At 67.0% G+C, this 22,765-nt stretch carries 25 protein-coding genes; 8 read left to right on the top strand and 17 right to left on the bottom strand.

Features of this window, described 5'->3' with window-relative positions; translation table 11 throughout:
- Positions 1-207 precede the first annotated feature (207 nt).
- Positions 208-1,365: a DUF2171 domain-containing protein gene (locus tag ACFSC3_RS00395; RefSeq protein ID WP_380937619.1), complete on the top strand. Its 1,158-nt coding sequence runs from the start codon at positions 208-210 to the stop codon at positions 1,363-1,365.
- A gap of 118 nt (positions 1,366-1,483) precedes the next feature.
- On the opposite strand, the gene chrA is transcribed toward ACFSC3_RS00395, so the two are convergent.
- The 3 genes from chrA to ypfJ form a co-directional block, all read right to left on the bottom strand.
- Positions 1,484-2,674, bottom strand: coding sequence for a chromate efflux transporter (gene chrA / locus ACFSC3_RS00390; RefSeq protein WP_380937617.1), 1,191 nt, complete (start codon positions 2,672-2,674; stop codon positions 1,484-1,486).
- Between the two features lie 125 nt (positions 2,675-2,799).
- Positions 2,800-3,672, bottom strand: a complete 873-nt coding sequence (locus ACFSC3_RS00385; RefSeq protein ID WP_380937615.1) for an EamA family transporter — start codon at positions 3,670-3,672, stop codon at positions 2,800-2,802.
- A 205-nt stretch (positions 3,673-3,877) separates the two neighbouring features.
- Complete coding sequence (gene ypfJ, locus ACFSC3_RS00380) at positions 3,878-4,771, bottom strand: KPN_02809 family neutral zinc metallopeptidase (RefSeq protein ID WP_380937613.1); 894 nt, start codon at positions 4,769-4,771, stop codon at positions 3,878-3,880.
- Positions 4,772-4,869: 98 nt separating this feature from the next.
- Here ypfJ and ACFSC3_RS00375 point away from each other — a divergent pair, with 98 nt between their 5' ends.
- The 3 genes from ACFSC3_RS00375 to ACFSC3_RS00365 all read left to right on the top strand — a co-directional run bounded on the left by ACFSC3_RS00375 (position 4,870) and on the right by ACFSC3_RS00365 (position 7,589).
- A complete protein-coding gene (locus ACFSC3_RS00375) occupies positions 4,870-6,015 on the top strand; it encodes a patatin-like phospholipase family protein (protein ID WP_380937611.1) in 1,146 nt (381 codons plus the stop codon).
- Between the two features lie 162 nt (positions 6,016-6,177).
- Positions 6,178-6,963, top strand: a complete 786-nt coding sequence (locus tag ACFSC3_RS00370; RefSeq protein WP_380937609.1) for a 3-hydroxybutyrate dehydrogenase — start codon at positions 6,178-6,180, stop codon at positions 6,961-6,963.
- Entirely contained in the window at positions 6,960-7,589 is a 630-nt protein-coding gene (locus tag ACFSC3_RS00365) for a DUF4893 domain-containing protein (RefSeq protein WP_380937607.1), read from the top strand. Before ACFSC3_RS00370 ends, ACFSC3_RS00365 begins: the two co-directional genes overlap by 4 nt.
- Positions 7,590-7,722: 133 nt before the next feature.
- On the opposite strand, the gene ACFSC3_RS00360 is transcribed toward ACFSC3_RS00365, so the two are convergent.
- Both ACFSC3_RS00360 and ACFSC3_RS00355 read right to left on the bottom strand, forming a co-directional pair.
- Entirely contained in the window at positions 7,723-8,511 is a 789-nt protein-coding gene (locus ACFSC3_RS00360) for an SDR family oxidoreductase (RefSeq protein WP_380937605.1), read from the bottom strand.
- Between the two features lie 138 nt (positions 8,512-8,649).
- Entirely contained in the window at positions 8,650-9,795 is a 1,146-nt protein-coding gene (locus tag ACFSC3_RS00355) for an acyl-CoA dehydrogenase family protein (RefSeq protein WP_380937603.1), read from the bottom strand.
- Positions 9,796-9,941: 146 nt separating this feature from the next.
- Between ACFSC3_RS00355 and ACFSC3_RS00350 the strand changes: the two genes are divergently transcribed.
- Positions 9,942-10,955 (top strand): quinone-dependent dihydroorotate dehydrogenase, encoded by a 1,014-nt coding sequence (locus ACFSC3_RS00350; RefSeq protein WP_380937601.1) that lies wholly within the window; start codon positions 9,942-9,944, stop codon positions 10,953-10,955.
- A 208-nt stretch (positions 10,956-11,163) separates the two neighbouring features.
- Here the strand turns inward: ACFSC3_RS00350 and ruvB are convergent, their stop codons facing one another.
- The 11 genes from ruvB to ACFSC3_RS00295 form a co-directional block, all read right to left on the bottom strand.
- The gene (ruvB, locus tag ACFSC3_RS00345; RefSeq protein ID WP_380937599.1) at positions 11,164-12,183 is read right to left on the bottom strand and encodes a Holliday junction branch migration DNA helicase RuvB; all 1,020 of its coding nucleotides are present in this window, start codon (positions 12,181-12,183) and stop codon (positions 11,164-11,166) included.
- Positions 12,180-12,482, bottom strand: coding sequence for a type II toxin-antitoxin system RelE/ParE family toxin (locus tag ACFSC3_RS00340; protein ID WP_380937597.1), 303 nt, complete (start codon positions 12,480-12,482; stop codon positions 12,180-12,182). Before ACFSC3_RS00340 ends, ruvB begins: the two co-directional genes overlap by 4 nt.
- Entirely contained in the window at positions 12,475-12,726 is a 252-nt protein-coding gene (locus tag ACFSC3_RS00335) for a ribbon-helix-helix domain-containing protein (protein ID WP_380937595.1), read from the bottom strand. The genes ACFSC3_RS00340 and ACFSC3_RS00335 overlap by 8 nt, the downstream gene beginning before the upstream one ends.
- Positions 12,727-12,773: 47 nt before the next feature.
- Positions 12,774-13,373 (bottom strand): Holliday junction branch migration protein RuvA, encoded by a 600-nt coding sequence (gene ruvA, locus ACFSC3_RS00330; protein WP_380937593.1) that lies wholly within the window; start codon positions 13,371-13,373, stop codon positions 12,774-12,776.
- 200 nt (positions 13,374-13,573) lie between these two features.
- Entirely contained in the window at positions 13,574-14,056 is a 483-nt protein-coding gene (locus ACFSC3_RS00325) for a hypothetical protein (RefSeq protein WP_380937591.1), read from the bottom strand.
- A 43-nt stretch (positions 14,057-14,099) separates the two neighbouring features.
- Positions 14,100-14,603 carry a crossover junction endodeoxyribonuclease RuvC gene (ruvC, locus tag ACFSC3_RS00320; RefSeq protein WP_380937589.1) on the bottom strand — a complete coding sequence of 168 codons (504 nt, stop codon included), beginning with the start codon at positions 14,601-14,603 and terminating at the stop codon, positions 14,100-14,102.
- Positions 14,604-14,813: 210 nt separating this feature from the next.
- Positions 14,814-15,557, bottom strand: coding sequence for a YebC/PmpR family DNA-binding transcriptional regulator (locus tag ACFSC3_RS00315; RefSeq protein WP_380937587.1), 744 nt, complete (start codon positions 15,555-15,557; stop codon positions 14,814-14,816).
- Between the two features lie 88 nt (positions 15,558-15,645).
- Positions 15,646-16,197 (bottom strand): DUF1003 domain-containing protein, encoded by a 552-nt coding sequence (locus tag ACFSC3_RS00310; RefSeq protein ID WP_380937585.1) that lies wholly within the window; start codon positions 16,195-16,197, stop codon positions 15,646-15,648.
- 159 nt (positions 16,198-16,356) lie between these two features.
- Positions 16,357-16,596, bottom strand: coding sequence for a DUF2312 domain-containing protein (locus tag ACFSC3_RS00305; protein WP_294288154.1), 240 nt, complete (start codon positions 16,594-16,596; stop codon positions 16,357-16,359).
- 134 nt (positions 16,597-16,730) lie between these two features.
- Entirely contained in the window at positions 16,731-18,089 is a 1,359-nt protein-coding gene (locus ACFSC3_RS00300; protein ID WP_380937583.1) for a metal-dependent hydrolase family protein, read from the bottom strand.
- 134 nt (positions 18,090-18,223) lie between these two features.
- Entirely contained in the window at positions 18,224-18,517 is a 294-nt protein-coding gene (locus ACFSC3_RS00295; RefSeq protein WP_380937581.1) for a DUF1244 domain-containing protein, read from the bottom strand.
- Between the two features lie 76 nt (positions 18,518-18,593).
- Between ACFSC3_RS00295 and pyk the strand changes: the two genes are divergently transcribed.
- Entirely contained in the window at positions 18,594-20,060 is a 1,467-nt protein-coding gene (gene pyk / locus ACFSC3_RS00290) for a pyruvate kinase (protein ID WP_380937579.1), read from the top strand.
- 115 nt (positions 20,061-20,175) lie between these two features.
- Entirely contained in the window at positions 20,176-20,904 is a 729-nt protein-coding gene (locus ACFSC3_RS00285; protein WP_380937577.1) for a Crp/Fnr family transcriptional regulator, read from the top strand.
- A gap of 40 nt (positions 20,905-20,944) precedes the next feature.
- Here the strand turns inward: ACFSC3_RS00285 and ACFSC3_RS00280 are convergent, their stop codons facing one another.
- On the bottom strand, positions 20,945-21,586 hold the full coding sequence (locus tag ACFSC3_RS00280) for a hypothetical protein (protein WP_380937575.1): 642 nt from the start codon (positions 21,584-21,586) through the stop codon (positions 20,945-20,947).
- A gap of 139 nt (positions 21,587-21,725) precedes the next feature.
- On the opposite strand from ACFSC3_RS00280, the gene ispH reads away from it, so the two are divergent.
- Positions 21,726-22,679, top strand: a complete 954-nt coding sequence (gene ispH, locus ACFSC3_RS00275) for a 4-hydroxy-3-methylbut-2-enyl diphosphate reductase (protein WP_380937573.1) — start codon at positions 21,726-21,728, stop codon at positions 22,677-22,679.
- The last annotated feature ends 86 nt before the right edge of the window (positions 22,680-22,765 follow it).

The following is a 22,765-nucleotide window of genomic DNA, read 5'->3' as shown; positions in this document are numbered from 1 at the left end:
CCTTAGCCACATGCTGGTCGCGATGCAACGCCTGCGCGTGTGTTTTCGTACGCGGGCGATGGGCGCAGCTACGCCTCGCCTCGTCGGTTCGGATTGCCTTGCATCAGGAACAAATCCGCCTCGTCGACCCTTTTGACGATAGCAGGCGCCGGAGAGGGTAAGATGCTCATCCGTGCGTCCCGTATGCTTGTGCAGGAGGCTTGTCAGATGGCGAACGACCGCAACTATGATTCCCCGAACAATTACGATCGCGATCCGCAGGATTACGGCCGCGATTACGGATCGGGCCGCGACTATACCTATTCCAGCGCACGTGATTATCGTGCCGCAGGCGATATGACTGGGCGCGAGGACCGCAACTTCCGCGGCGGCGGCACCGGCTATGGCAGCCGCGACGACCGCTCGAACAGTTCGGGCGGACGTGAAAGCTATGGTTCGCAGAACCGCGACTATTACGGCGGCAATCGCGATATGAACCAGGGCCGCGACTATAACCGCGGCAGCTATGGCCAGCAGCGCTTCGGCGGCGGCAGCACCGGCAATAGCGGCAGCAGCAGTGATTGGCATGGCTCGTACGGCCATGACGGTCACCGTTTCACCGAGACCGGCGACTATGGCCGCGACAGCTACGGTCGTGACCGCGACTGGGGTCGCCAGCACAACGACCGCGGCAACAGCTGGACCGGTCAGCAGAGCCAGGGCAACCAGAACCGCGGCCAGCGCGACTATGGTCGGGCGCCGCAGGGCTACGACTATCAGGACCGCGGCTTCATGGCGCGCGCCGGCGACGAAGTCCGCTCGTGGTTCGGTGACGAGGACGCCGAGCGTCGCCGCGAATATGACCAGCGCTATGACGAGCGCATGGGCAACACGACCGCTTATGGTCGCGACGACGATTACCACAACTGGCGCCGTGGCCAGATCGACGCGCTCGACCGCGACTACAGCGAATATCGCCGCGAGAACGGCAAGAAGTTCGAGAACGAATTCAGCAGCTGGCGCTCCAACCGCCAGACCCAGCGCGATTCGCTCTCGAAGGTGACCGAGCATATGGAAGTCGTCGGTTCGGACGGCACGCATGTCGGCACCGTCGACAAGGTCCGCGGCGACCGCATCATCCTGACGAAGACCGACGTCGACGCGGGCGGCCGCCACCACTCGATCCCATCGAGCTGGATCTCGTCAGTCGACGACAAGGTGAAGATCTCCAAGTCGTCGGACGAGGCCAAGAAGCAGTGGCGCGACGAGGAAGAGTCGGGCGCGATGTTCGGGGATACCAATACGGCCAGCAACCGTACCGGCAGCGGTGACACCGACGACAGCGGCAAGACGAACCTGAACAAGAGCTTCTCCGGCACCTATTGAGGCCGGACGATCGGGTTGGTCCGTCCGTCCCAAGCCGGACGGGTCACGCAGGCGGCCCGGGCAGCGATGCCCGGGCCGTTTTGTTTGCTGGGATCCTCCCCTGCAAGGGGAAGAAGGGTCAGACTCCCACCACCCAGCCCAGGACACCCGCCACCGCCAGCACGACGGGCGTCACCCACGCCCCCTTCACCCGCCACACAACAGCCAGCGCCGCGCCGAACAGCGCAATCGCGACCGGCACCTGACTGACCCGGGCTACCGTCGCCCCGCCGATCTGCACCCAGGTCGCTGCGATGATCCCGACCACCGCCGCCGCGACGCCCGCCAGCAGCCGGTGAAGTGCCGGCCGCTCGACGATCGCCTCCAGTCGTTCGAAGAAGATCAGCGAAAAGGCGAAGGCGGGCAGGAACATCCCGAGCGTGATCGCCACCGCGCCGCCGAGGCCCCCGGCGACATAGCCGACGAAGGTCGCGAAGATCACCAGCGGCGCCGGCAATACTCCGGCCAGCGCGATGCCGTCGAGGAAGGTCGCATCGCTCAGCCACCCGCGCCCGACGGTATCGGCGCGAACATAGGGTATCGCGGTGTACGCGCCGCCAAAGGTCAACAGCCCGCCCTTCAGCCCCGCGACGAACAGCATCGCTGTGGTGACTGCCCCCGCCGGTCCAGCCGCCGCAACGGACTGCGCAGGCATCGACGCGAGCAGGACCACCGCCAGCACCGCCGCCGCGACGACGCCCGCCACCCACAGCGGCCGCTCGGCCAGCGCATAGGTCGCCCCGCCCGCCGCCAGCAGGATCGCGAACGGCACGCCCGCCAGCGTCGCGGCGAGGCACGCCCCGGCGATGCCCCACAGCCAGCGATCCTCCAAAATATGCCCGCCGATCCGCACCACCGCTCGCGCGATGATCGCCAATACCGCGATCTGCACGCCGAGCAGCGCACTGCCCAGCGCGACATGCCCGGCGACGAACGCGGTATAGGCCCAGCCGGCCAGCAGCATCAGGACAAAGCCCGGCAGCATGAACCCCAGCCCCGCGAGCAACCCGCCCATCCGCCCGCGTGCGACCATGCCCAGATGGACGCACAACTCATGCGCCTCCGGCCCCGGCAACACCTGAAGTACCGCCAGCAACCGGTTGAACCGCGCCCGATCGATCCACCCTTCCCGCTCGACCAGCGCTTCCCACACCATCGCGATCTGCGCGACCGGTCCACCGAAAGCGAGGGCACCGAAGCGCAGGAATTTCAGGAAAAGCGCCGTCAGGCCGATGGCGGGGGGACGGGCGGGGCTAGTCTCAGTCATCATACACGCTCCCAAGGTCGCAGGCGCGACCGGTGGAGCGGAACTTGGACGGTCGCCGTCTGAACGGGCGTCCGCGGATAAGGCCCGTACAGCAATCTTTTCCTAAGCAGGCGAGCGGGTCAAGAGCTTTACTGAGTCGCCAGCAGTGCGACTCCGCCGACAACCAGCGCACAACCGATCAGCCGCCCGGTCCCGACCCGCTCCTTCAACACCAGCATCGCCAGCAGAGCGCCGACCATCATCGACATCTCTCGCATCGGGGCCACCAGGCTGAGCGGCGCGCCGTCCTTCAATGCGACAAGAACGAGGATGTAGGAAAGCGGCGACAGCACCCCCACACCGATCGCGGTTCCCCAATGCCCCCGCATCGCTGCGACCGCACGCCCGGGGTTCCGCGCGGCAACCGGCGCCAGCAGGGTAAAGCGCATCAGATTACCGAGCCAGTCTAGCACCACCGGCGCGATACCGATCGCCTTCACCGCATAAGCATCGACGACGGTGTAGGATGCGATCAACCCGCCGGTCGCGGCTCCCCAGCGCACACCCGCCTGCCCGCCCGGCCGCCGAAACGCGCGCCAGTCGCCGCCGGTCGCGATCATCAATATGCCGACTACGACCAGCCCCAACCCGGATAATCCGAGCAGACTCGGGACTTCGCTCAGGATCAGGAAGGCACCGATAGTTGACAGCAAAGGCCCGGTACCCCGTGCGACCGGATAGACGATCGACAGGTCCGCAACATGATAGCCCCGCTGCAGGCATAGGCTGTAGGCGAGGTGCAATATCCCGCTTAGTGCGACCAGCGCTAAACCCGCCCCGCTCCAATGGCTGCTGTCATGGGCGAGGCGATAGATCGCCCACGGACCGTACACTGCGCAGGCGACGAAATTATAGGCGAAGACGAACACCGGTCCGACCGACGCGGCCCGCTTGGCAAGCAGGTTCCATCCGGCGTGGACGAAGGCGGCGAGGACGACGAGCGTAAACGAGACTAGCGACATGAAGACCCCCCTTTGGCGCGCGGACGCACCGGTTGATCTCGACGTCTCCGCCCCTGGGCTTTTATCCCTTGGGTGCAGCCGGGGAACACCCGCGGTCTCTGCATCGCTCGGTCCAGCGGCTCTCGCCCGGAACCCTAGATGCCACTCGGTCGATAGCCGCTTCTAAACCCGACCGCCGGGCCGCGACAAGCCCGGCGATCCGCCCTCACACCGCCCCCGAAAACGTATCGCACTGCGCCGGGTCGCCGGAGTCGAGCCCGCGCTTCAGCCAGCGGACGCGTTCGGCGGACGATCCGTGCGTGAAGCTGTCGGGCACGACTGCACCGCCGCTCTGCTTTTGCAGCGTGTCGTCGCCGATCGCGTTGGCGGCGGTCAGGCCTTCTTCGATGTCGCCCGGCTCCAGCCGGCCGCTCTGCTTGGCCCAGACGCCGGCATAGCAGTCGGCCTGAAGTTCGAGGCGCACCGAGGCCGCATTGCCTGCCCGCTGGTCGCCGCTGCGCTGGATCTGCGACACCTGCTGTGCGGCGCCGGTCAGGTTCTGGATATGGTGGCCGACCTCATGCGCGATGACATAGGCCTGCGCGGCATCGCCCTTCGCGCCGAAGCGGTTGGACAATTCGTCGAAGAAGGTCGTGTCGAGGTACAGGTTGTTGTCCGCCGGGCAATAGAATGGCCCCGCCGTTGCGGACGCGGCACCGCAGCCCGACTGGACGCCGCCCTGGTAGAAGCTGAGCGTCGGTGCCTGATAGCGCTGGCCGTTCGCGGCGAAGACCTTTTCCCAGACCTGTTCGGTCGATTCGAGCACGCGGCACGACAGCAGGCGATCGGCGGTATTGCAGACCTGCGCGCCTGCCTTTCCGGCGGTTTCGGACCCGCCGGTGCGCTGACCACCGCCACCGCCGCCGGTCAGCGAGCCCAGCCCGCCGGAAAACAGCAGAAACGCGCCGACGATGGCGACGAGGACAAGCGACCCACAGCCCAGCTTGCCGCGGAACAGGAAGGGCAGGAGCATCCCCAGGATCGGAATGCCGCCGCCACCGCCGCCGCCCGACCCGAGATCGCGGACGTTATCGCTGGGATCGAGATCGTCGAGACGCATAACGCCTGCCCCCTTCATTCATTACTTTTGCGTCACGTAAATGCGTAAAGGTCCCGGGAGGTTGCAACCAACTGCCAGCGGAGCCATTGAGGGCGCCGATGGCTGATGCCGATCCCCGCCGCCCCTTGCGACAGCGCGACGCCGCGCTGCCGTTGCCGGAGTGCGTCGCACTGGTCCTGCAAGGGGGCGGTGCGCTCGGCAGTTATCAGGCCGGCGTGATCGAAGCGCTCGCGGACACCGGCATCGAGATCGACTGGGTCGCAGGCATCTCGATCGGGGCGGTCAATGCCGCGATCGTCGCCGGCAATCCGCCCGAGCGGCGCGTGGAACGGCTGAAGGCGTTCTGGGACACCGCGACTTCGGCGCTGCCCAGCTTCCCGATCTTCCCGCAGGATCAGGTCCGCGAATTCGTCCATGAATGGTCGGCGATGTCGGTGATGATGACCGGCGTGCCCGGTTTCTTCACGCCCCGAGGCATGCCGCCCGCGCTCGCCGCGCCGGGATCGCCAGCCGCGCTCAGCTTCTACGATTCTGCGCCGCTGGCGAAGACGCTCGACTTGCTCGTCGACTGGGACCTGCTCAACACGGGTCCGGTGCGACTGTCGGTCGGCGCGGTCGATGTCGAGAGCGGCAATTTCCGCTATTTCGATACGACGACCGACCGGATCGACGCGCGCCACATCATGGCGTCGGGGGCACTCCCGCCGGGCCTCCCCCCGGTTGAGATCGACGGGCGCTGGTATTGGGACGGCGGGATCGTGTCGAACACCCCGCTGACGCATGTGCTCGATCACCAGAGCGCGGAAATGCTGGTTTTTCAGGTCGATCTATTCTCCGCCAGCGCCGACCGGCCGAAGACGATCATGGACGTGATGGCGCGCGAAAAGGAAATCCGCTTCTCCAGCCGGACGCGTCAGGTGTCGGCCGAACGGCTGCGCCTGCGCCAGGAACGCGAGGCGATCCGCAAGCTGATCGCGAAGCTGCCGCCCGACCTGCGCGACGATCCCGATGTCGCGGCGCTGGCGAGCGCGGCGGACGAGATGCCGGTCAGCCTGGTCCACCTGATCTACCGCGCCAACGCTTGGGAAGGCGGCGCGCGCGACTTCGAATTCTCCGCCCGCACGATGCGCGAACACTGGACCGCCGGCCGTGCCGCGGTGGCCGAAACGATGGCCAAGTCGCGGTTGGTGGCGAGCAACATCCTCGACGGGCGGACGGCAGCGTTCGATTTGACGCGGGGGTGAGGTGAAATGTGCCCCCTCCCCCGTTCGTGCTGAGCTTGTCGAAGCACTGCCCTTCTTTCGTGCCCCATCCCAAGCGGCACAAAGAAAAGGACAGCCCTTCGACAAGCTTAGGGCGAACGGGGAGCGGCTATTCCTGCAATCTCGTATAACTGGAGTCACTCGATGTTCTTGAAAGGCAAGACCGCCCTCATCACCGGCTCCACCTCGGGCATCGGCCTGGCCTACGCCAAGGCGCTGGCGGGCGAAGGCGCGAATATCGTCATCAACGGTTTCGGCGATGCGGACGCGGTCGAGAAGGAGCGCGCCGCGCTGGAGGCGACCAGCGGTGGCAAGGCGCTCTATTCCGGCCATGACCTCACCAAGGTCGACCAGATCGAGGCGATGATGCGGGAGGCCGCCGACGCGTTCGGCGGCGTCGACATCCTGATCAACAACGCCGGCATGCAGCATGTCGCGCCGGTCGAGGAGTTCCCGCTCGACAAATGGGATCTCATCATCGCGCTGAACCTCAACGCGGCCTTCCACACGACCCGCCTCGCGGTGCCGTACATGAAGGAAAAGAAATGGGGGCGGATCGTCCAGACCGCCTCGGCGCACAGCCTCGTCGCCTCGCCGTTCAAGTCGGCCTATGTCACCGCCAAACATGGCCTGGCCGGCTTCACCAAGACGGTCGCGCTCGAACTGGCGACGTTCGGCGTCACCGCCAACTGCATCTCGCCCGGCTATGTCTGGACGCCTTTGGTCGAGAACCAGATTCCCGACACGATGAAGGCGCGTGGGCTGACGCGCGATCAGGTCATCAACGACGTGCTGCTGGCGGGCCAGCCGACCAAGCAGTTCGTGACCCCCGAACAGGTCGCCGCCACCGCGCTGTTCCTGTGCAGCGATGCCGCGGCGCAGATCACGGGTGCGAACTTGTCGGTCGACGGCGGCTGGACCGCGGCATGACGATCGCGGTTCTGCTCGCCGGCCTGGCGCTGTGCGCGGCGCAGGACAGCGCTGCGAGCGATGCCGCGGAATGCCGCACGCCGGCGGCGGTCAACTGGCGCGAGGCGGCGACGGCCGACGACCGCACCCGCATCCGCACCGGCCGCGACAGCTGGACCGCCGCGCTCGATACCGTCCGCGCGCGGGGCGGGTCGGCGGCGGTCGCGAGCGAAGGCGCCCTGCTCGAACCCGATCGTGCGCTCGGCAGCGATCCGGTGCCGCCGGCGGGCGACTATCGTTGCCGCACGATCAAGCTCGGCATTCGTGACGACAGCCGCGCGCCGGTCGCTGTACAACCCGCGCTCCCCTGTCGGATTGCCGCCGACGGCGGACTGCTGCGCCTGACGCAGGCGGAGGGCGCGCAGCGCGTGAACGGGCTGCTCTATCCCGACACAACATCGCGCGGCGTCTTCCTCGGCACGCTGGCGCTGACCGACGAACCGACGCCGCTGCGCTATGGCCAGGATCGGATGCGCGACATGGCCGGCACGGTCGAGCGTGTCGCCGCCCGCCGCTGGCGCATCGTCCTGCCGCAACCGGCGTTCGAATCGACGCTGGACGTGATCGAGGTGACACCGGCGGGGTGAAGCCAGACCTCCCCTGCAAGGGGAGGTGGCGCGCGTCAGCGCGACGGAGGGGTGTCGCGCTATCGATGGCTGAAGACCCCTCCGTCAGGCCTGCGGCCTGCCACCTCCCCTAGAAGGGGAGGATTACTTGTACTTAATGCCCGATGCTGGTCCCCAGCGACGCGTGCACCAGCCCGCCGTCCACCGCGATCGTCTCGCCGATGACATAGTCCCCCGCCCGGCTGGCGAGGTAGATCGCGACACCCGCCATGTCCTCCGCCTCGCCGATGCGTCCCGCCGGGATGCCCTTGGCGACATGCTCGCCATGGTCGCGCGCGGCCTTGTTCATGTCGCTGGCGAAGGCGCCGGGCGCGATCGAGGTGACGTTGATCCCGTCCTGCACCAGCCGCGCGGCCATGCGCTTGGTCAGTTGGATCAGCGCCGCTTTCGACGCCTGATAGCTGTACGTCTCCCAAGCATTCAGTCGCATGCCGTCGATCGAGGTGATGTTGATAACCTTCGCTGGCCGCGACCGCGCCGCTCCGGCCTTCAGGGCGCCGTGCAGCGCCTGGGTCAGGAAGAAGGGCGACTTGACGTTCAGGTCCATGACCTTGTCCCAGCCGCTTTCGGGAAACTCCTCGAACGGCACGCCCCACGCGGCGCCGGCGTTGTTGACCAGAATGTCGAGCGCGCTTTCATGCTCGGCCAGTTGCTCGGCCAGCGCCTTGCACCCCTCGACCGTCGACACGTCCTGCGGCAGCGCGATGCAGTTCGGCCCGAGTTCCTCCGCGGTCGCGAAACAGGCGTCGGCCTTGCGCGCGGAGATATAGACCTTCGCGCCCGACTCGATGAAGCCGCGCGCGATCATCTTGCCGATCCCGCGGCTGCCCCCGGTCACAAGCGCGACGCGACCGTCGAGGCGAAAGAGGCTGGTGGTGTCCATTGATTTCTCCATGAAAAGCCCTCTCCCCTCAGGGGAGAGGGTTGGGAGAGGGGCTGTGTCTCAGGCGTTGGCCCACTGCCCCTCTCCCGACTTCGCTCCGCTCGTCTGCCCTCTCCCCGAGGGGAGAGGGCCAAATCTCTACCCGCCCCGCTTCATCGTCTCTCTCGCGATGATCAGCTGCTGGATCTGGCTCGTGCCCTCGTAGATGCGGAACAATCGCACGTCGCGGTAGAGCCGTTCGATGCCGTGGTCGGCGACATAGCCCGCCCCGCCGTAGATCTGCACCGCGCGGTCCGCGACGCGGCCGACCATCTCGCTCGCGAAATACTTCGCCGCGGCGCTTTCGAGCACGACGTCCTCGCCACGGTCCTTCCGGTCCGCCGCGTCGAGCACCAATGCGCGCGCTGCCAGCGCTTCGGTCTTCGAATCCGCGATCATCGCCTGAATCAGCTGATGCTCGCCGATCGGCTTGCCGAACTGCTTGCGCTCGAGCGCATAGGCGACGCTGTCGGCGATCAGCCGCTCCGCGACACCCACGCACACCGCGGCGATATGCAGCCGCCCGCGATCGAGCACGCGCATCGCGATCTTGAAGCCTGCGCCCTCCGCGCCCAGCCGATTGGCGACCGGCACCGCCACGTCGTCGAAATGAACGTCGGCGACCTTCGCGCCCTTCTGGCCCATCTTCTTCTCGGGCTCGCCGACCGACACGCCGGGCAGGTTGCGCGGAACGAGGAAGGCGGACACGCCGCGCGCACCGGGATCGTCACCGGTCCGCGCCATCACCGTGAACAGGTCGGCGCGGTCGGCATTGGTGATGTAGCGCTTCGTCCCCGACAGGCGGTACACGTCGCCGTCCCTGACGGCCCGCGCCCTGACCGCCCCCGAATCGGACCCGACGTCGGGTTCGGTCAGCGCAAAGCTCGTCACCACCTCCCCGCTCGCGATCCGTGGCAGCCATGCGGCCTTCTGCTCGGGCGTGCCGGCCATCACCAGCCCCTGGCTGCCGATGCCGACATTGGTCCCGAAGGCCGAGCGGAACGCCGGCGTCGTCCGCCCCAGCTCGATCGCGACGCGGACTTCCTCCTCCATCGTCAGGCCGAGTCCGCCATAGTCTTCAGCGATCGACAGGCCGAACAGACCCATGCCCTTCATCGCATCGACGATGTCGGCGGGAATCGCGTCGTCCGCCTCGACCTGCGCCTCCAGCGGGCGCAGCCGTTCGGCGACGAACCGGCGGACGGTATCAATCAGCGCGTCGAACGTCTCCGCGTCGAGGGCCATGACTGCATCCGCTCCTTTCGATTTTGTCGAGGACTATCGCGTCGAACGCCGGGTTGCAACCATACCCGAAATTCGATCTCGCGTCAGAGTCGCCCAACCAACACTTGGGGGTGACGTGCGCGGTCGCTTCCCGCTAGATTTGCGCCATGCGCTGGTACCACCCCTTCCTCTTCGCCCTCGACGCCGAACAGGCGCACCGCCTGACCATCCGCGCGCTGGCGGCGGCGGGATCGCGAACCGGGCGGGTGGAAACGAGCCCGCGGCTCGCCAATATCGTCGCGGGCGTCCACTTCCCCAATCCGGTCGGACTGGCCGCCGGCGTCGACAAGGATGGCGAGGCGGTCCATGGCTTCCACGGCCTTGGGTTCGGCAGCGTCGAGGTCGGCACGCTGACCCCCTTGCCCCAGAGCGGCAACCCCAAGCCGCGCCTGTTTCGCCTGGTCGACGACCGGGGGGTCATCAATCGGATGGGCTTCAACAACGGCGGGCTTACCGCCGCGCTCGACCGCCTGCCGCGCGATCGCAAGGGCGTGCTGGGCATCAACGTCGGCGCGAACAAGGACGCCACCGACCGCACCGCCGACTATGTGACGGGCGTCACGCGGGCGAGCCGCTGCGCCGATTACGTCACGATCAACATATCGTCGCCCAATACGCCGGGCTTGCGCGACCTTCAGCACGGCGCGGCGCTCGCCGAATTGTTGACGGCGACGCGCGAGGCGGCGGCACTGACTCCGCTCTTCCTGAAGGTCGCGCCCGATCTGGAGCAGCCACAGATCGACGAGATCGCGCGCGCCGCGATCGACCACCGCATCGACGCCCTCATCGTCAGCAACACCACCATTTCCCGCCCGCCGCTCAAGTCCGGCAATGCGGTGGAGACCGGCGGCCTGTCCGGCGCCCCGCTCGCCCCGCTCGCGGCGCAGCGCCTTGCCGATTTCCGCGCCGCGACCGGCGGACGCCTGCCGCTCATCTCCGCCGGCGGCATCGGCAGCGCGGACGAAGCATATGCCCGCATCCGCGCCGGGGCGAGCCTGATCCAGCTCTATTCGGCCCTGGTCTACGAAGGACCGGGGCTGGCGCGCGCGATCGCCAAGGGGCTGGACCGGCTGCTGGCGCGCGACGGGTTCGCGAATGTGTCGGAGGCGGTAGGCGCCTGATCCGATTCCCTCCGGCGAAGGAAGGAAATCGGATACGAACTTTATGTCGCGAGAGGCCACATTTGTGTCGCAGCCGAGGTCAGTTTCAGGCCACCAGTGACCTCGTCGGACGAGACGACCCTCCGAAAACTTGCACTTCTACAGGTTGCCAGGGGCGTCCCGGCCATCTGCGATAGCCCTGCCTCCCGGGGAAGAATCTATTCCCCACCTAATCAAACAGCCCGTCCTGCGACCCCGTCGGCGGCTCAAGCCCAAGGTGCTTCCACCCCAGTCCGTTCAGGCACCGCCCCCGTGCCGTCCGGGCGATCAGGCCGAGCTGAATCAGGTAAGGCTCGATCACTTCCTCGATCGTATCGCGCGGCTCGCTGAGCCCCGCCGCCAGCGTTTCCACGCCAACCGGCCCGCCGCGATAGATGTCGGCGATCATCGTCAGATAGCGCCGGTCCATCGCATCGAGTCCGAGGTTGTCGACCTCCAGCCGGGTCAGCGCGCTGTCGGCCGCCCGGGCGTCCACCGTTTCGACGCCCGCGACATTGGCGAAGTCGCGCACGCGGCGCAGCAGCCGCCCCGCAATGCGCGGCGTGCCCCGGCTCCGCCTGGCGATCTCACGCGCACCGTCGTCGGCAACGTGCAGGTCGAGGAGCCCGGCCGCACGCGTCACCACCCGCAGCAATTCGTCGACCGTATAGAATTGCAGCCGCACCGGGATGCCGAAGCGGTCCCGCAACGGCGTGGTCAGCAGTCCCTGCCGCGTCGTCGCACCGACCAGCGTAAAGCGCGGCAGGTCGATCCGCACCGATCGTGCAGACGGCCCCTCCCCGATCATCAGGTCGAGCGCGCGGTCCTCCATCGCCGGGTACAGCACTTCCTCGACGGCGGGGTTCAGGCGGTGGATCTCGTCGATGAACAGGACGTCGCCATCCTCAAGGTTCGTCAGCAACGCGGCGAGGTCGCCCGACTTGGCGATGACCGGGCCGGAGGTCGCGCGGAATCCCACCCCCATCTCACGCGCGACGATCTGCGCCAGCGTCGTCTTGCCGAGCCCCGGCGGGCCGAAGAACAGCACATGGTCCAGCGCATCGCCACGCGACTTGGCGGCGTCGATGAACACCCGCAGATTCTCGCGCGCGGCCTTCTGCCCGACGAATTCGTCGAGGCTCTTCGGGCGCAGCGCAGCATCGACGTCTTCGGGCCGGCGGCTGGCGGTCAGGATACGGTCGTCGGTCATTGATCCATCGGCAAGATATGCCGCACGTCGCGTGCGTGATGAATGATGCGATCGATCACGACGGTATCACCGGCAAAATGATAGAGAATTCGATACGGGCGATGCGAAAGACTTCGGATCGGCTGTCGGAATTCCGGACGCTCCTGTCCCGCCAATGGCTGATCCTGCAAAAGGGTGAACAGGCGTTCAAAACCGGCCATATATCGATCCGAAGCCGCTACACCGTGCTCGCGAACCCCCGCTTCCCGAATATCGCGAAAATCACGCGACGCCGCCCGGCTCAGGCGAACGTCAGCCATGCCGTCCGGGAATTTCGTCCATAATCTGGCGCAGGATGTTTTCGGGCTCGTCGTCGATGATACCGGACGCAATACCCTCATCGATCAGACGCTGTACGCGCGCCACATCCCGGGTATATTCATCCTGATCACGCTGGACGAGCGCGCGAACGAAGGCGGCGGGATCGGCGAACCCCTCCGCGGCGACTCGCGCATCGACATAGCTTTGCAGATCGGTCGACAGGGGGACGCTGAGATCGGCCATGTTCCCGATATAGTCCTCTCGCGCGGCGACGTCCAGCGACGCCAACGTCACTTCGCCGCCTTCCGGAGCGCCAGCCGGACCAGCGCGTCGAGTGTTGCCCCCGGCCCCAACTCCTCCTCCGCCGCCGCGACCGCCGCGCTGGCCTCCGCCGGCTTGAAGCCGAGGTTGCCGAGCGCGGACATCGCGTCGCCTGCGGCACTCCCCGCCGGGGTCGCGCTGGTGCCCGTCATCGGCCCGAGCGCGACCGTGCCGACCTTGTCCTTCAGTTCACGCACGATGCGTTCGGCGAGCTTCGGGCCGACGCCATTGGCGCGCGCGACCATGGCCTTGTCCTGTGCCGCCACCGCGCGGGACAGGTCGTCGGGCGGTAGTGCCGACAGGATCGCTAGTGCCACGCGCGCACCGACGCCCTGGACGCCGGTCAGCAGGCGAAACCAGTCGCGTTCGGATGCGGTGGCGAAACCGACGAGGCGCAGGAAATCCTCACCGACCAGCAATTCGGTGTGAAGCGTCACCCCCTCGCCCACCGGACCGAGCGTGTCGAGCGTGCGCGCGGACGCACCGACGAGATAGCCGACGCCCGCGACGTCGATGACGGCGTGGTCCGACGCGGTCGACGTCAGTATGCCTTTGAGATGAGCGATCATGAAGCGGGCGCCCGCCGATTTGCGAAAGCAAATCGCGGAGACGCCACGTCGGGCAGCGGGGTCGCAAAGCGATCCCGTCTGACGGCGTGGCAGAAGGAAAGGACAGTCATCCGCCGGAACCTAACCGGAACAGAGCCGCTCCACCAGTCCCCTAGACGACCGACGTCGACAGCCCGCACGAATGAGAAAGCCGCGCCCTCTCAAGCGTCGCGGTTGAACACCAGCCCGCTGCCCGCCGTCGACCCGGCGCCATAGATATCCGCCGGCGTCAGGCTGCGGCGCATGCGGTCGAGCATCGCCTCGAACGATGCGATCTGTTCGCGCGCGGTTTTTACGCCCGGGGGCGCCTTGTCCTCGCTCGCGACCGGCGGCAGCGCGGCCTGGCTCGGCGAGATTTCCGGCGTGGTTTCGCCACCGAAGAAGGATTCCAGCGCGACGCCCTGATCGGTGGTCAACGTGCCGTTGTTGACCTGCGCGGAGATCAGTGCGTCGATCCGCGCCTTCATCGACCCGCCCGCGCCGGCACCATCGCGCGACAAGCCGTGGTCGACCGTATCCAGCGCGACCGCGACCGCCGCCCGATCCTGCGGCGTCAGGACGCCTGCCGACACGGCGGTGTCGATGCGGCGGTCCATCATCGCGCGCGGCGATCCGGCGGACAGGGCGGTGAAGTCGTTCGACATAAGCAGCCGCCAGCTTGTCGCGGCCAAGCCTTACCAAAAGGTTTCAGTCGCGGCGCAGATTAAGCCCCAACGACCGGGCGCTCGCGACGTGATGCGCGTGGGTGATCGCCACCGCCAGCGCATCGGCCGCGTCGGGTCCTGCCAGCTTCACGCCGGGCAGCAGGACGCCGACCATCGCTTGGATCTGCCGCTTCTCCGCCCCGCCGGTGCCGACCACGGCCTTCTTGACCGTGCTGGGGTGATATTCGCCGATGACCAGCCCGGCCGATGCCGCCGCCAGCAGCACGACGCCCCGCGCCTGACCCAGCTTCAGCGTCGACTGCGCGTTACTGTTGCCCAGCACTTCCTCCGCCGCCGCGCTATCGGGACGTTCGGCCCGAATGACATCGCCCAGCGCTTCGTAGAGGTTCGACAGGCGCCGCGGCAGCGGCATCGCCGGCTCGGTCCTGATCTGGCCATTGGCGATGTGACGCAGGCGATTGCCCTCCGCCAGGATAACGCCCCAGCCGGTGGTGCCGAGGCCGGGGTCGAGGCCGAGGATGATCATCGTTCGACCTTTGCTGCGCAAAAGGAAGAAGAGAAGGGTTGTTCACGCAAAGGCGCAAAGGCGCGAAGATGCTGCGCCAAGTGGCTCATCCGCTGCGCAAGCGGCAGCCGATCGAGGAAAGCGCCAAACTCTCGCTGGCGCGACACAGGTGCCGGCCAGCACTCTTCGCGCCTTCGTGCCTTTGCGTGAATCAAATCTCTTCTACGAAACTCAGCCCAGCTTCTCCATCACCGCATCGGAGACTTCGTAATTCCCCCATACGGTCTGGACGTCGTCGTCGTCGTCCAGCGCGTCGATCAGTTTGAACAACGTCGCCGCATCGCCCTCGCCGACCTCGACCATCGTCTGCGGGCGCCAGGCGAGCTTCGCACCTTCGGCTTCGCCCAGAACCGACTCCAGCGCCTTTACGACTTCATGGAGCGAGCCCTGTTCGGTCCAGATCTCGTGGCCGTCCTCGCTCGACGTCACGTCCTCGGCGCCGGCTTCTAGGGCCGCCTCGAACACCTTTTCGGCATCGCCTGCGGTCGCCGGATAGGTGATCAGCCCGACGCGGTCGAAGCCGTGGCTGACCGAACCGGCCGTGCCCAGGTTGCCGCCGTTCTTCGACACCGCGGTGCGGACATTGGTCGCGGTGCGGTTGCGGTTGTCGGTCAGCGCCTCGATGATCAGGCTGACGCCGCCTGGGCCGAAGCCCTCGTAGCGGATTTCCTCGTAATTCTCGGTATCGCCCTTCGACGCCTTTTCGATCGCGCGCTGGATATTGTCCTTCGGCATCGACTGCGCCTTGGCGGCGTTGATCGCGGCGCGCAGCCGCGGGTTCATGTCGGGATCGGGCAGGCCCATCTTCGCCGCGACGGTGATTTCGCGGCTGAGCTTCGAAAACATGCCCGAGCGCTTCTTATCCTGCGCGCCCTTGCGGTGCATGATGTTCTTGAATTTTGAATGGCCTGCCATGACTCTCTTCCGTTCGGGCCCAGCGTATCGAAGCCCTGCCCTTCTTGTGCGAATGGCCGATAGTAGAAAGTGCAGCGCTTCGACAAGCTCAGCGCGAACGGGGTGAACTTATCCCGCCATCGCCGAGCGCATCGATCTTCGCCTCCAGCGCCTGCAACCGCTCGACCACCGCGACGTCCAGCTTGTGGTGCAGCCGCAGGATTTCGATTTCCGCCCTCAGGTTGGTTTCGAAGTCCAGACTGGCAGCCAGCCGGTCCTTCGATGCCTGGCGGTTCTGACTCATCATGATGACGGGCGCCTGGATCGCGGCGACCGTCGACAGCATCAGGTTGAGGAAGATGTAGGGGTAGGGATCGAATGCCATCCCGAAGTGCGACAACACGTCAGAATTGAGCAGCATCCAGCCGACCAGCACCAGCGAAAAGCCGATGATGAAGCCCCAGCTGCCGCCGATCGCCGCGACCCGGTCCGACAGCCGGTCGCCGAAACTCTCGCGTTCGTCGGCAACGTCGCCGGCATCGCGGCTGACCAGCGTGCCTGCCTCGATCGTTTCGAGGACGCGTCGCTCCTCGGGATCGAGCTGGGCTGCGGGCTTGCCGAGCAGTTGCTGGGCGAGCTCGTTGAGCGGGGGCTTGGACATGGGCTGAAAACTCGCGCCGGAAAAACCGGACGCGCCTTAGCTTACGTCCGGCCGCCACCAAATCCCTCGTCCCCGCGCAGGCGGGGACCCATCTCCCGGATCGGCCGCGTGCTATGCGCGGAAGATGAAGTCCCGCGCTCGCGGAAACGCCGACGTCGCTTAGACGAGACCCAGCGCGTTGCGGTATGTTTCCAGCAACGCATCCGCCTCGTCGCGGTGGTGCTTTTCCATCTTCCGCAGAGACACGATCTTGCGCATCGTCTTCGCGTCGAAGCCGGTCGACTTCGCTTCGCCGTAGACGTCCTTGATATCGTCGGCGATTCCGCGCTTTTCTTCTTCCAGCCGTTCGATGCGCTCGATGAACAGGCGCAGCTGCTCGGCCGACACGTTATCGGTCATTGCTCGCTCCAAATGAGACGCCGGCGCCGCCCCCCGGGGCGCGTACCAGCTGAGGGAAGCGGCGTTTACCCTATCGGGTCACGAGCGCAAGGGGTGGTGGTGCGGCAGGCGGACCGGCCGAACTATCCGTACATTCACTCCGCCGGAAACAGCGCCACCTTCCCCGCCATCTTCCGCACCGCGCCGCGCTGCATGACGAAGTCCACCGCGTTCAGCCGGGCCACGTCCGCCATCGGATCGCCTGCAACCGCGATGATATCCGCGTCCATCCCCGGCGCGATGCGGCCGATGCGGTTTTCGCGGCCGAGCAGCGCCGCTGCGTCCACGGTTGCGGTGCGGATCGCTTGTGCGGCCGGCATGCCGACGGCGGTCATGTAACCGAATTCCAGCGCATTGGTCGCGTGGGGGCCGACGCCGGAGTCGGTGCCGAAGGCGACCTTCACCCCCTGTGCAAAGGCGCGGCGGTGGCTGTCCTTGACGACCTTGGCCACCTCCTCGGCCTTGGCGGCAGAGGCAGCGGGGCGCTCGCCGGCGCGGCTCTGGCGGATGACGCTTTCGAAGGCGTGCATCGTCGGGACCAGATAGGCGCCCTTTTCCTTGAACAGGCGGATCGTCTCGTCGTCGATGTAGCTGCCGTGCTCGATCGAATCGACGCCGGCCCGGAGCGCCATGTCGATGCCCGACTTGCCATGGGCGTGCGCCGTCGCCTTGCGGCCGAAGCTGTGGGCGGTGTCGACGATCGCCTTCATTTCCTCCGGCGTCATCTGCGCTTCGAGACCACCGGCGATGTTCGAGCCGACGCCGCCCGACGCGGCGAACTTGATCACGTCCGCGCCGGTGAAGATCTGCTCGCGGGTCGCGCGGCGGCAGTCGTCGGCGCCGTTGCACAGATGCGTCGCCTCCATCCGCTCGGCGTGGGCGTAATCCTCCTTCAGGCCGTTGGCGTCGCCATGGCCCGCGGTGACCGAGATCATGCGGCCGGCATTGACGATCGTCGGCCCCTCCAGATCGCCGCGGGCGATCGCGTCGCGCAGTGCGCGGATGCCGCGCGGCTCGGGAGCGCCGAGGTCGCGGACGGTGGTGAAGCCGGTCAGCAGCGTCGCTTTCGCACGGCCCGCCGCCGCAACGAAGGCGTCCTCCTTGTCCACGCCCGACGCCTCCAGCCGCGATTTCAACGGATAGCCCGACGAATAGAAATGGACGTGCATGTCGATCAGGCCCGGCAGGACATAGCGGTCCTTCAGATCGACCAGTGCCGCGCCGCCTTCGGGCGTAACGAAGCCGTCGCGGACTTCCGCGACCTTACCACCGCGCACGACGATCGTGGAATTTCCCCGCGGAGCCTTGGTCGGATCGGCGAGCAGCCGGCCGGCGTGGATGTAGGTCACCTTCTCCGCCGTGGCCTGTGCCGGTGCCGGTGCAGGCGCCGCTGTCTGCGCCGCCGCGGGCATCGCCACCGTCAGCACCACGCCCAGAATCGTCCCCGTCTTCATCGCCGCTCCCCCAATTTCCGCCCTGCCTCTCGACGGACAGGTGAGGCGGCCTGTGCAGACCGCCGCTTCGTCCCGCCATGTTGCGCGCGGCGGGCCTGTCCGGTCAACGTCGGTTATGCAGTGAACGGCGTCGTTTACGGCGCGTTTCTGGCGACACTCTCCGCCATGCGGGCGAGCTGCTCGGGCGTCGCCTCACCCTGATACTGCGCCTTCCACTCGGCGTATGGCATGCCGTAGATCGCCTGGCGCGCGGTGTCCTTGTCGAGGCCACCCGCCTCGCCCACCCAGTCGCTCAGGCAATTGCGGCAGAAACCCGACAGTCCCATCAGGTCGACGTTCTGCGCATCGGCGCGATGGCGCAGGTGGCGGACCAGCCGGCGGAAGGCTTCGGCCGCGGTCCGGTCGTCGAGATTGTCCAATTCGTCCATTCCACGCATTCCTATTCATTGAACGCCGAGTCGTTTCCACGCTAGGGCGGGCCGACTGCCCGTGCGAAGGATAATCATGACCGCCATGTTCCCGCCCCGCAACCGCAAGGTCCGTGTGCTCGCGACGCTGGGGCCTGCCTCCAGCACGCCCGAAATGATCGAAAAGCTGTTCGCCGCCGGCGCCGACGCGTTCCGCGTGAACATGAGCCACGGCGACCAGGAATCGAAGCGCCCCGTGATCGCCGCGATCCGTGGCCTCGAAAAGAAGCTGGGCCGCCCGACGACGATCCTCGCCGACCTTCAGGGGCCGAAGCTGCGCGTCGGACAGTTCGCGGAGGGACGCGTGCTTCTGGAAACCGGCCAGCGCTTCGTGCTCGACCAGGATCCGACGCCGGGCGATGCGACCCGCGTCCGCCTGCCACACAAGGAAATCTTCGCCGCGGCCGAGGACGGCGCCCGCCTGCTGCTCGACGACGGCAAGATGGTGCTGCGCGTGGTCGAGCATGACGCCGACCGCATCGTCACCGAAGTCGTCGTCGGCGGCACGCTGAGCAACAACAAGGGCCTGAACGTCCCCGACATGGTCCTGCCGCTCGCCGCGCTGACCGAGAAGGATCGCAGCGACATGGCGTTCGCGCTCGATTGCGGCGTCGACTGGATCGCAATGAGCTTCGTCCAGCGGCCGGAGGATCTGGCCGAGGGACGCAAGCTGATCGGCGGCCGCGCCGCGCTGCTCGCCAAGATCGAGAAGCCATCGGCGGTGCAGCGGCTGGAGGAGATCGTCGAGGGCTGCGACGGCGTGATGGTCGCTCGCGGCGACCTGGGCGTCGAACTGCCGCCCGAATCGGTGCCGCCCCTGCAGAAGCGCATCGTCGAGACCGCGCGCCGACAGGGCAAGCCCGTCGTCGTCGCGACGCAGATGCTCGAATCGATGATCACGTCGCCCTCACCGACCCGCGCGGAGGTGTCGGACGTCGCGACTGCGGTCTATGACGGCGCCGACGCGATCATGCTGTCGGCCGAGAGCGCGGCGGGCGCCTGGCCGGTCGAATCGGTGACGATGATGGATTCGATCGCGACCTCGGTCGAACTCGATCCCGGCCATGGCGACCGCGTCCACTTCACCGTGACGAAGCCCGACCCCACCACCGCCGACGCACTGGCGGAGGCGGCGAAGGGGATCGCCGTCACTGTATCGGCCAAGGCGATGGTGTGCTTCACCTCCTCCGGCTCGACCGCCCGCCGCCTGGCGCGCGAGCGGCCGTCGGTGCCGATCCTGGTCCTGACACCGGAGATCGACACGGCGCGCAAACTCGGCCTGCTGTGGGGCGTCCACGCCGTCCACACCCGCGACGTCGATTCGTTCGAGGAGATGGTGGGCAAGGCCAAGCGCATGGCACTGCGTCACGGCATCGCCGGAGCCGGAGACAGCATCATCGTATGCGCCGGCGTGCCGTTCAAGACGCCGGGCAGCACCAACGTCCTTCACGTCGTCCGGCTGATGGGCGACGAGCTGAAAGGCTATGCCCGCGGCGAGGCGTGAGGCGAATGTCGTAATTTACGTGGGTATCTTCGCAACTGCCGTCGATGATTTAACCTTGGTATAGGCCAAGCGCGCACTTTTCTGGGAGATCGCGATTCCCCCAGAGGAGTGCGTGGTGCCGGATTATCCGCTGAACCGGTTCAAGGACGTGTTTGCGCTGTCGCCAGAGGAGGCGCAGATGCTTCAGTCGTTGGGCGATCCTCCGGTGCGCTATCGTCGCTATACGACGATCCGGCGCGAGGGTGATCCCATTCGCGGCATCTATCTGTTGATCGAGGGATGGGCGTGCTCGTCGATCCTCCTGCCATCGGGCCTGCGTCAGATCGTCAAGCTGCATCTGCCCGGCGACATGCTCGGTACGCCGGGCATGGTGCTGGCGAAGGCGGGCGACACGCTTCTCGCGCTGACGGACGTCAGCGTCGCCTTCGTACCGATGGCGCGATTGCGGCCTGTGTTCGAAGAATCGCCCCGCCTGACCGCATTCCTGTTCGCGGCAGTGCAGATGGAACGCATCGCGTTGATGGACATCGTCGCCCTGATGGGCCGGTCGTCAGCCCGCGAGCGCTATGCGACTTTCCTGGTCAACGTCCACGACCGGCTCCTAAGCACCGGCGTCGGCGAGGCGGACCGGTTCGAACTGCCGCTGACGCAGGAACAGATCGGCGACGTGCTCGGTCTGACGATGGTTCACACCAACCGCACCGTCCGCGCGCTGGAGCGCGAGGGCCTGATCGCGCGCGAAGGGTCGACGCTGATCCTGCGGGACCCCGCCGCGATCCGCCGCCTGTCGCCGCTGCCCAAACGCGTGGCGGCGCTCGACCTGGAGTGGGCTCCCAGGGCTTGATATCGATCCTCCCCCTGACAGGGGAGGACGATACGGGCGATCAGCGGGTGACGTTGTAGCGCAGCTGCTCGTCGGTCAGCTGGAAGCCGACCAGCGCCTCGAACGTCGCCTTGGCGACCGCGGTGCGGACCGCGGGATCGGCGAGCGGATCGACCGCCGCATCTTCCTGCCCGGCCTTGCGCTCACGCGTGATCTGACGGCGGACATCCTCCGGCAGGGTCGCGGCGGCGCGGGTGATATAGGCGGTGCCGGTACCGCTGGCCTGCGCGCGCGCCTGACCGGGTTCGAAGCGCAGCGTCACGCGACCGACGCGCTTGGCGACGATCACGCTGCCGCCCTGAAGCACGGTCGTGAAATAGGGCAATGTCACTTCGCGCGCTCCGTCGGTGTTGGTGCGGCGGGCGAGCACGTCGAACGTCAGCTGCGAAGTGATCGGATCGCCGCCGTCGCTGCACGTCGCGCGGACGTTGGTGATCGACGCGGTCACGTCGATCGCATCCGCCGTGCGATCGGTCGGCGAGCTGAACAGGGTGATATCGCCGGTCGCTGCCGGCACGCCGACCGACGGGCACACGGTGCGCACCGCGGTGATCCCGCCCGAGGCGTCGATTTCCCCGCGCCGCGAACAGGCGGTGGTGCCGAGAAGGGCGAGGGTCGCAAGAACGACGAGCTTACGGGACATCAACGCGGGGGAACCTTTCGTAACGCCGCGATGCGCTACCAAGCGGCTTCCGTGCGCGCAAGCACACGCATACTTCCGCCCAGGACGACATACGCGTACTTCCGCGCGCGTCGTCAATCGCGTAGGAGCTTGTCGTGTGATGACCCAAGCCACCAAGCCCGTCCTCGACCTCCTCATCGCTGCGCCGCGCGGCTTCTGCGCCGGGGTCGACCGCGCGATCCAGATCGTCGAGCTGGCGATCGAACGCTATGGCGCGCCGGTCTACGTCCGGCACGAGATCGTCCACAACAAGTTCGTCGTCGACACGCTGAAGGCGAAGGGCGCGGTGTTCGTCGAGACGCTGGACGACGTGCCGGACGGCGTGCCCGTCGTCTTTTCGGCTCACGGCGTGCCCAAGGCGGTGCCGGCCAAGGCGGAGTCGCGCGGCCTGTCCTACCTCGACGCGACCTGCCCGCTGGTCAGCAAGGTCCATCGCCAGGCCGAACGCCTGGTCGCCGCGGGCCGTCACATCCTGTTCGTCGGCCATGCCGGTCACCCCGAAGTCATCGGTACCTTCGGTCAGGTGCCCGCGGGGCACATGACGTTGATCGAAACCGAGGCGGATGCCGAAGGCTTCACGGCCATCGATCCCGACAACCTCGCCTTCCTTACCCAGACCACGCTGTCGGTCGACGACACCGCCGCGATCATGGGCATCCTCCAGCGCCGCTTCCCGACGATCGTCGCGCCCAAGGCCGACGACATCTGCTACGCGACGTCGAACCGCCAGGCCGCGGTTAAGGCGATCGCCAGCCAGTGCGACCTGATGCTGGTGATCGGCGCGCCCAATTCGTCCAATTCGCTGCGCCTGGTCGAAGTCGCCAAGCGCGAGGGTGTCTCCGCGCATCTGATCCAGCGCGCCACCGATCTCGACTGGACGTGGCTGGAGGGCGTCGGCACGCTCGGCCTGACCGCGGGCGCATCGGCCCCGGAAGTATTGATCCGGGAACTGGTCGACCTGCTCAACACCCGGTTCGAGGTGCGGGAGCGCGAGGAAGAGACGACCCGCGAGTCGATCGCCTTCAAGCTGCCGAAGGAATTGCAGGCGGCGTAGGGGACACTCCCACCGTTCGCGCTGAGCTTGTCGAAGCGCTGCATTTTCTTCTTTGCGCCCGCTGTCCAGGAAGGACAGTGCTTCGA

It is taken from the genome of Sphingomonas floccifaciens, from assembly GCF_042681125.1.
Classification (GTDB): domain Bacteria; phylum Pseudomonadota; class Alphaproteobacteria; order Sphingomonadales; family Sphingomonadaceae; genus Sphingomonas; species Sphingomonas floccifaciens.
Note: the sequence above shows the minus strand (reverse complement) of the source record. Positions and strands in the feature narration are given on the sequence as shown.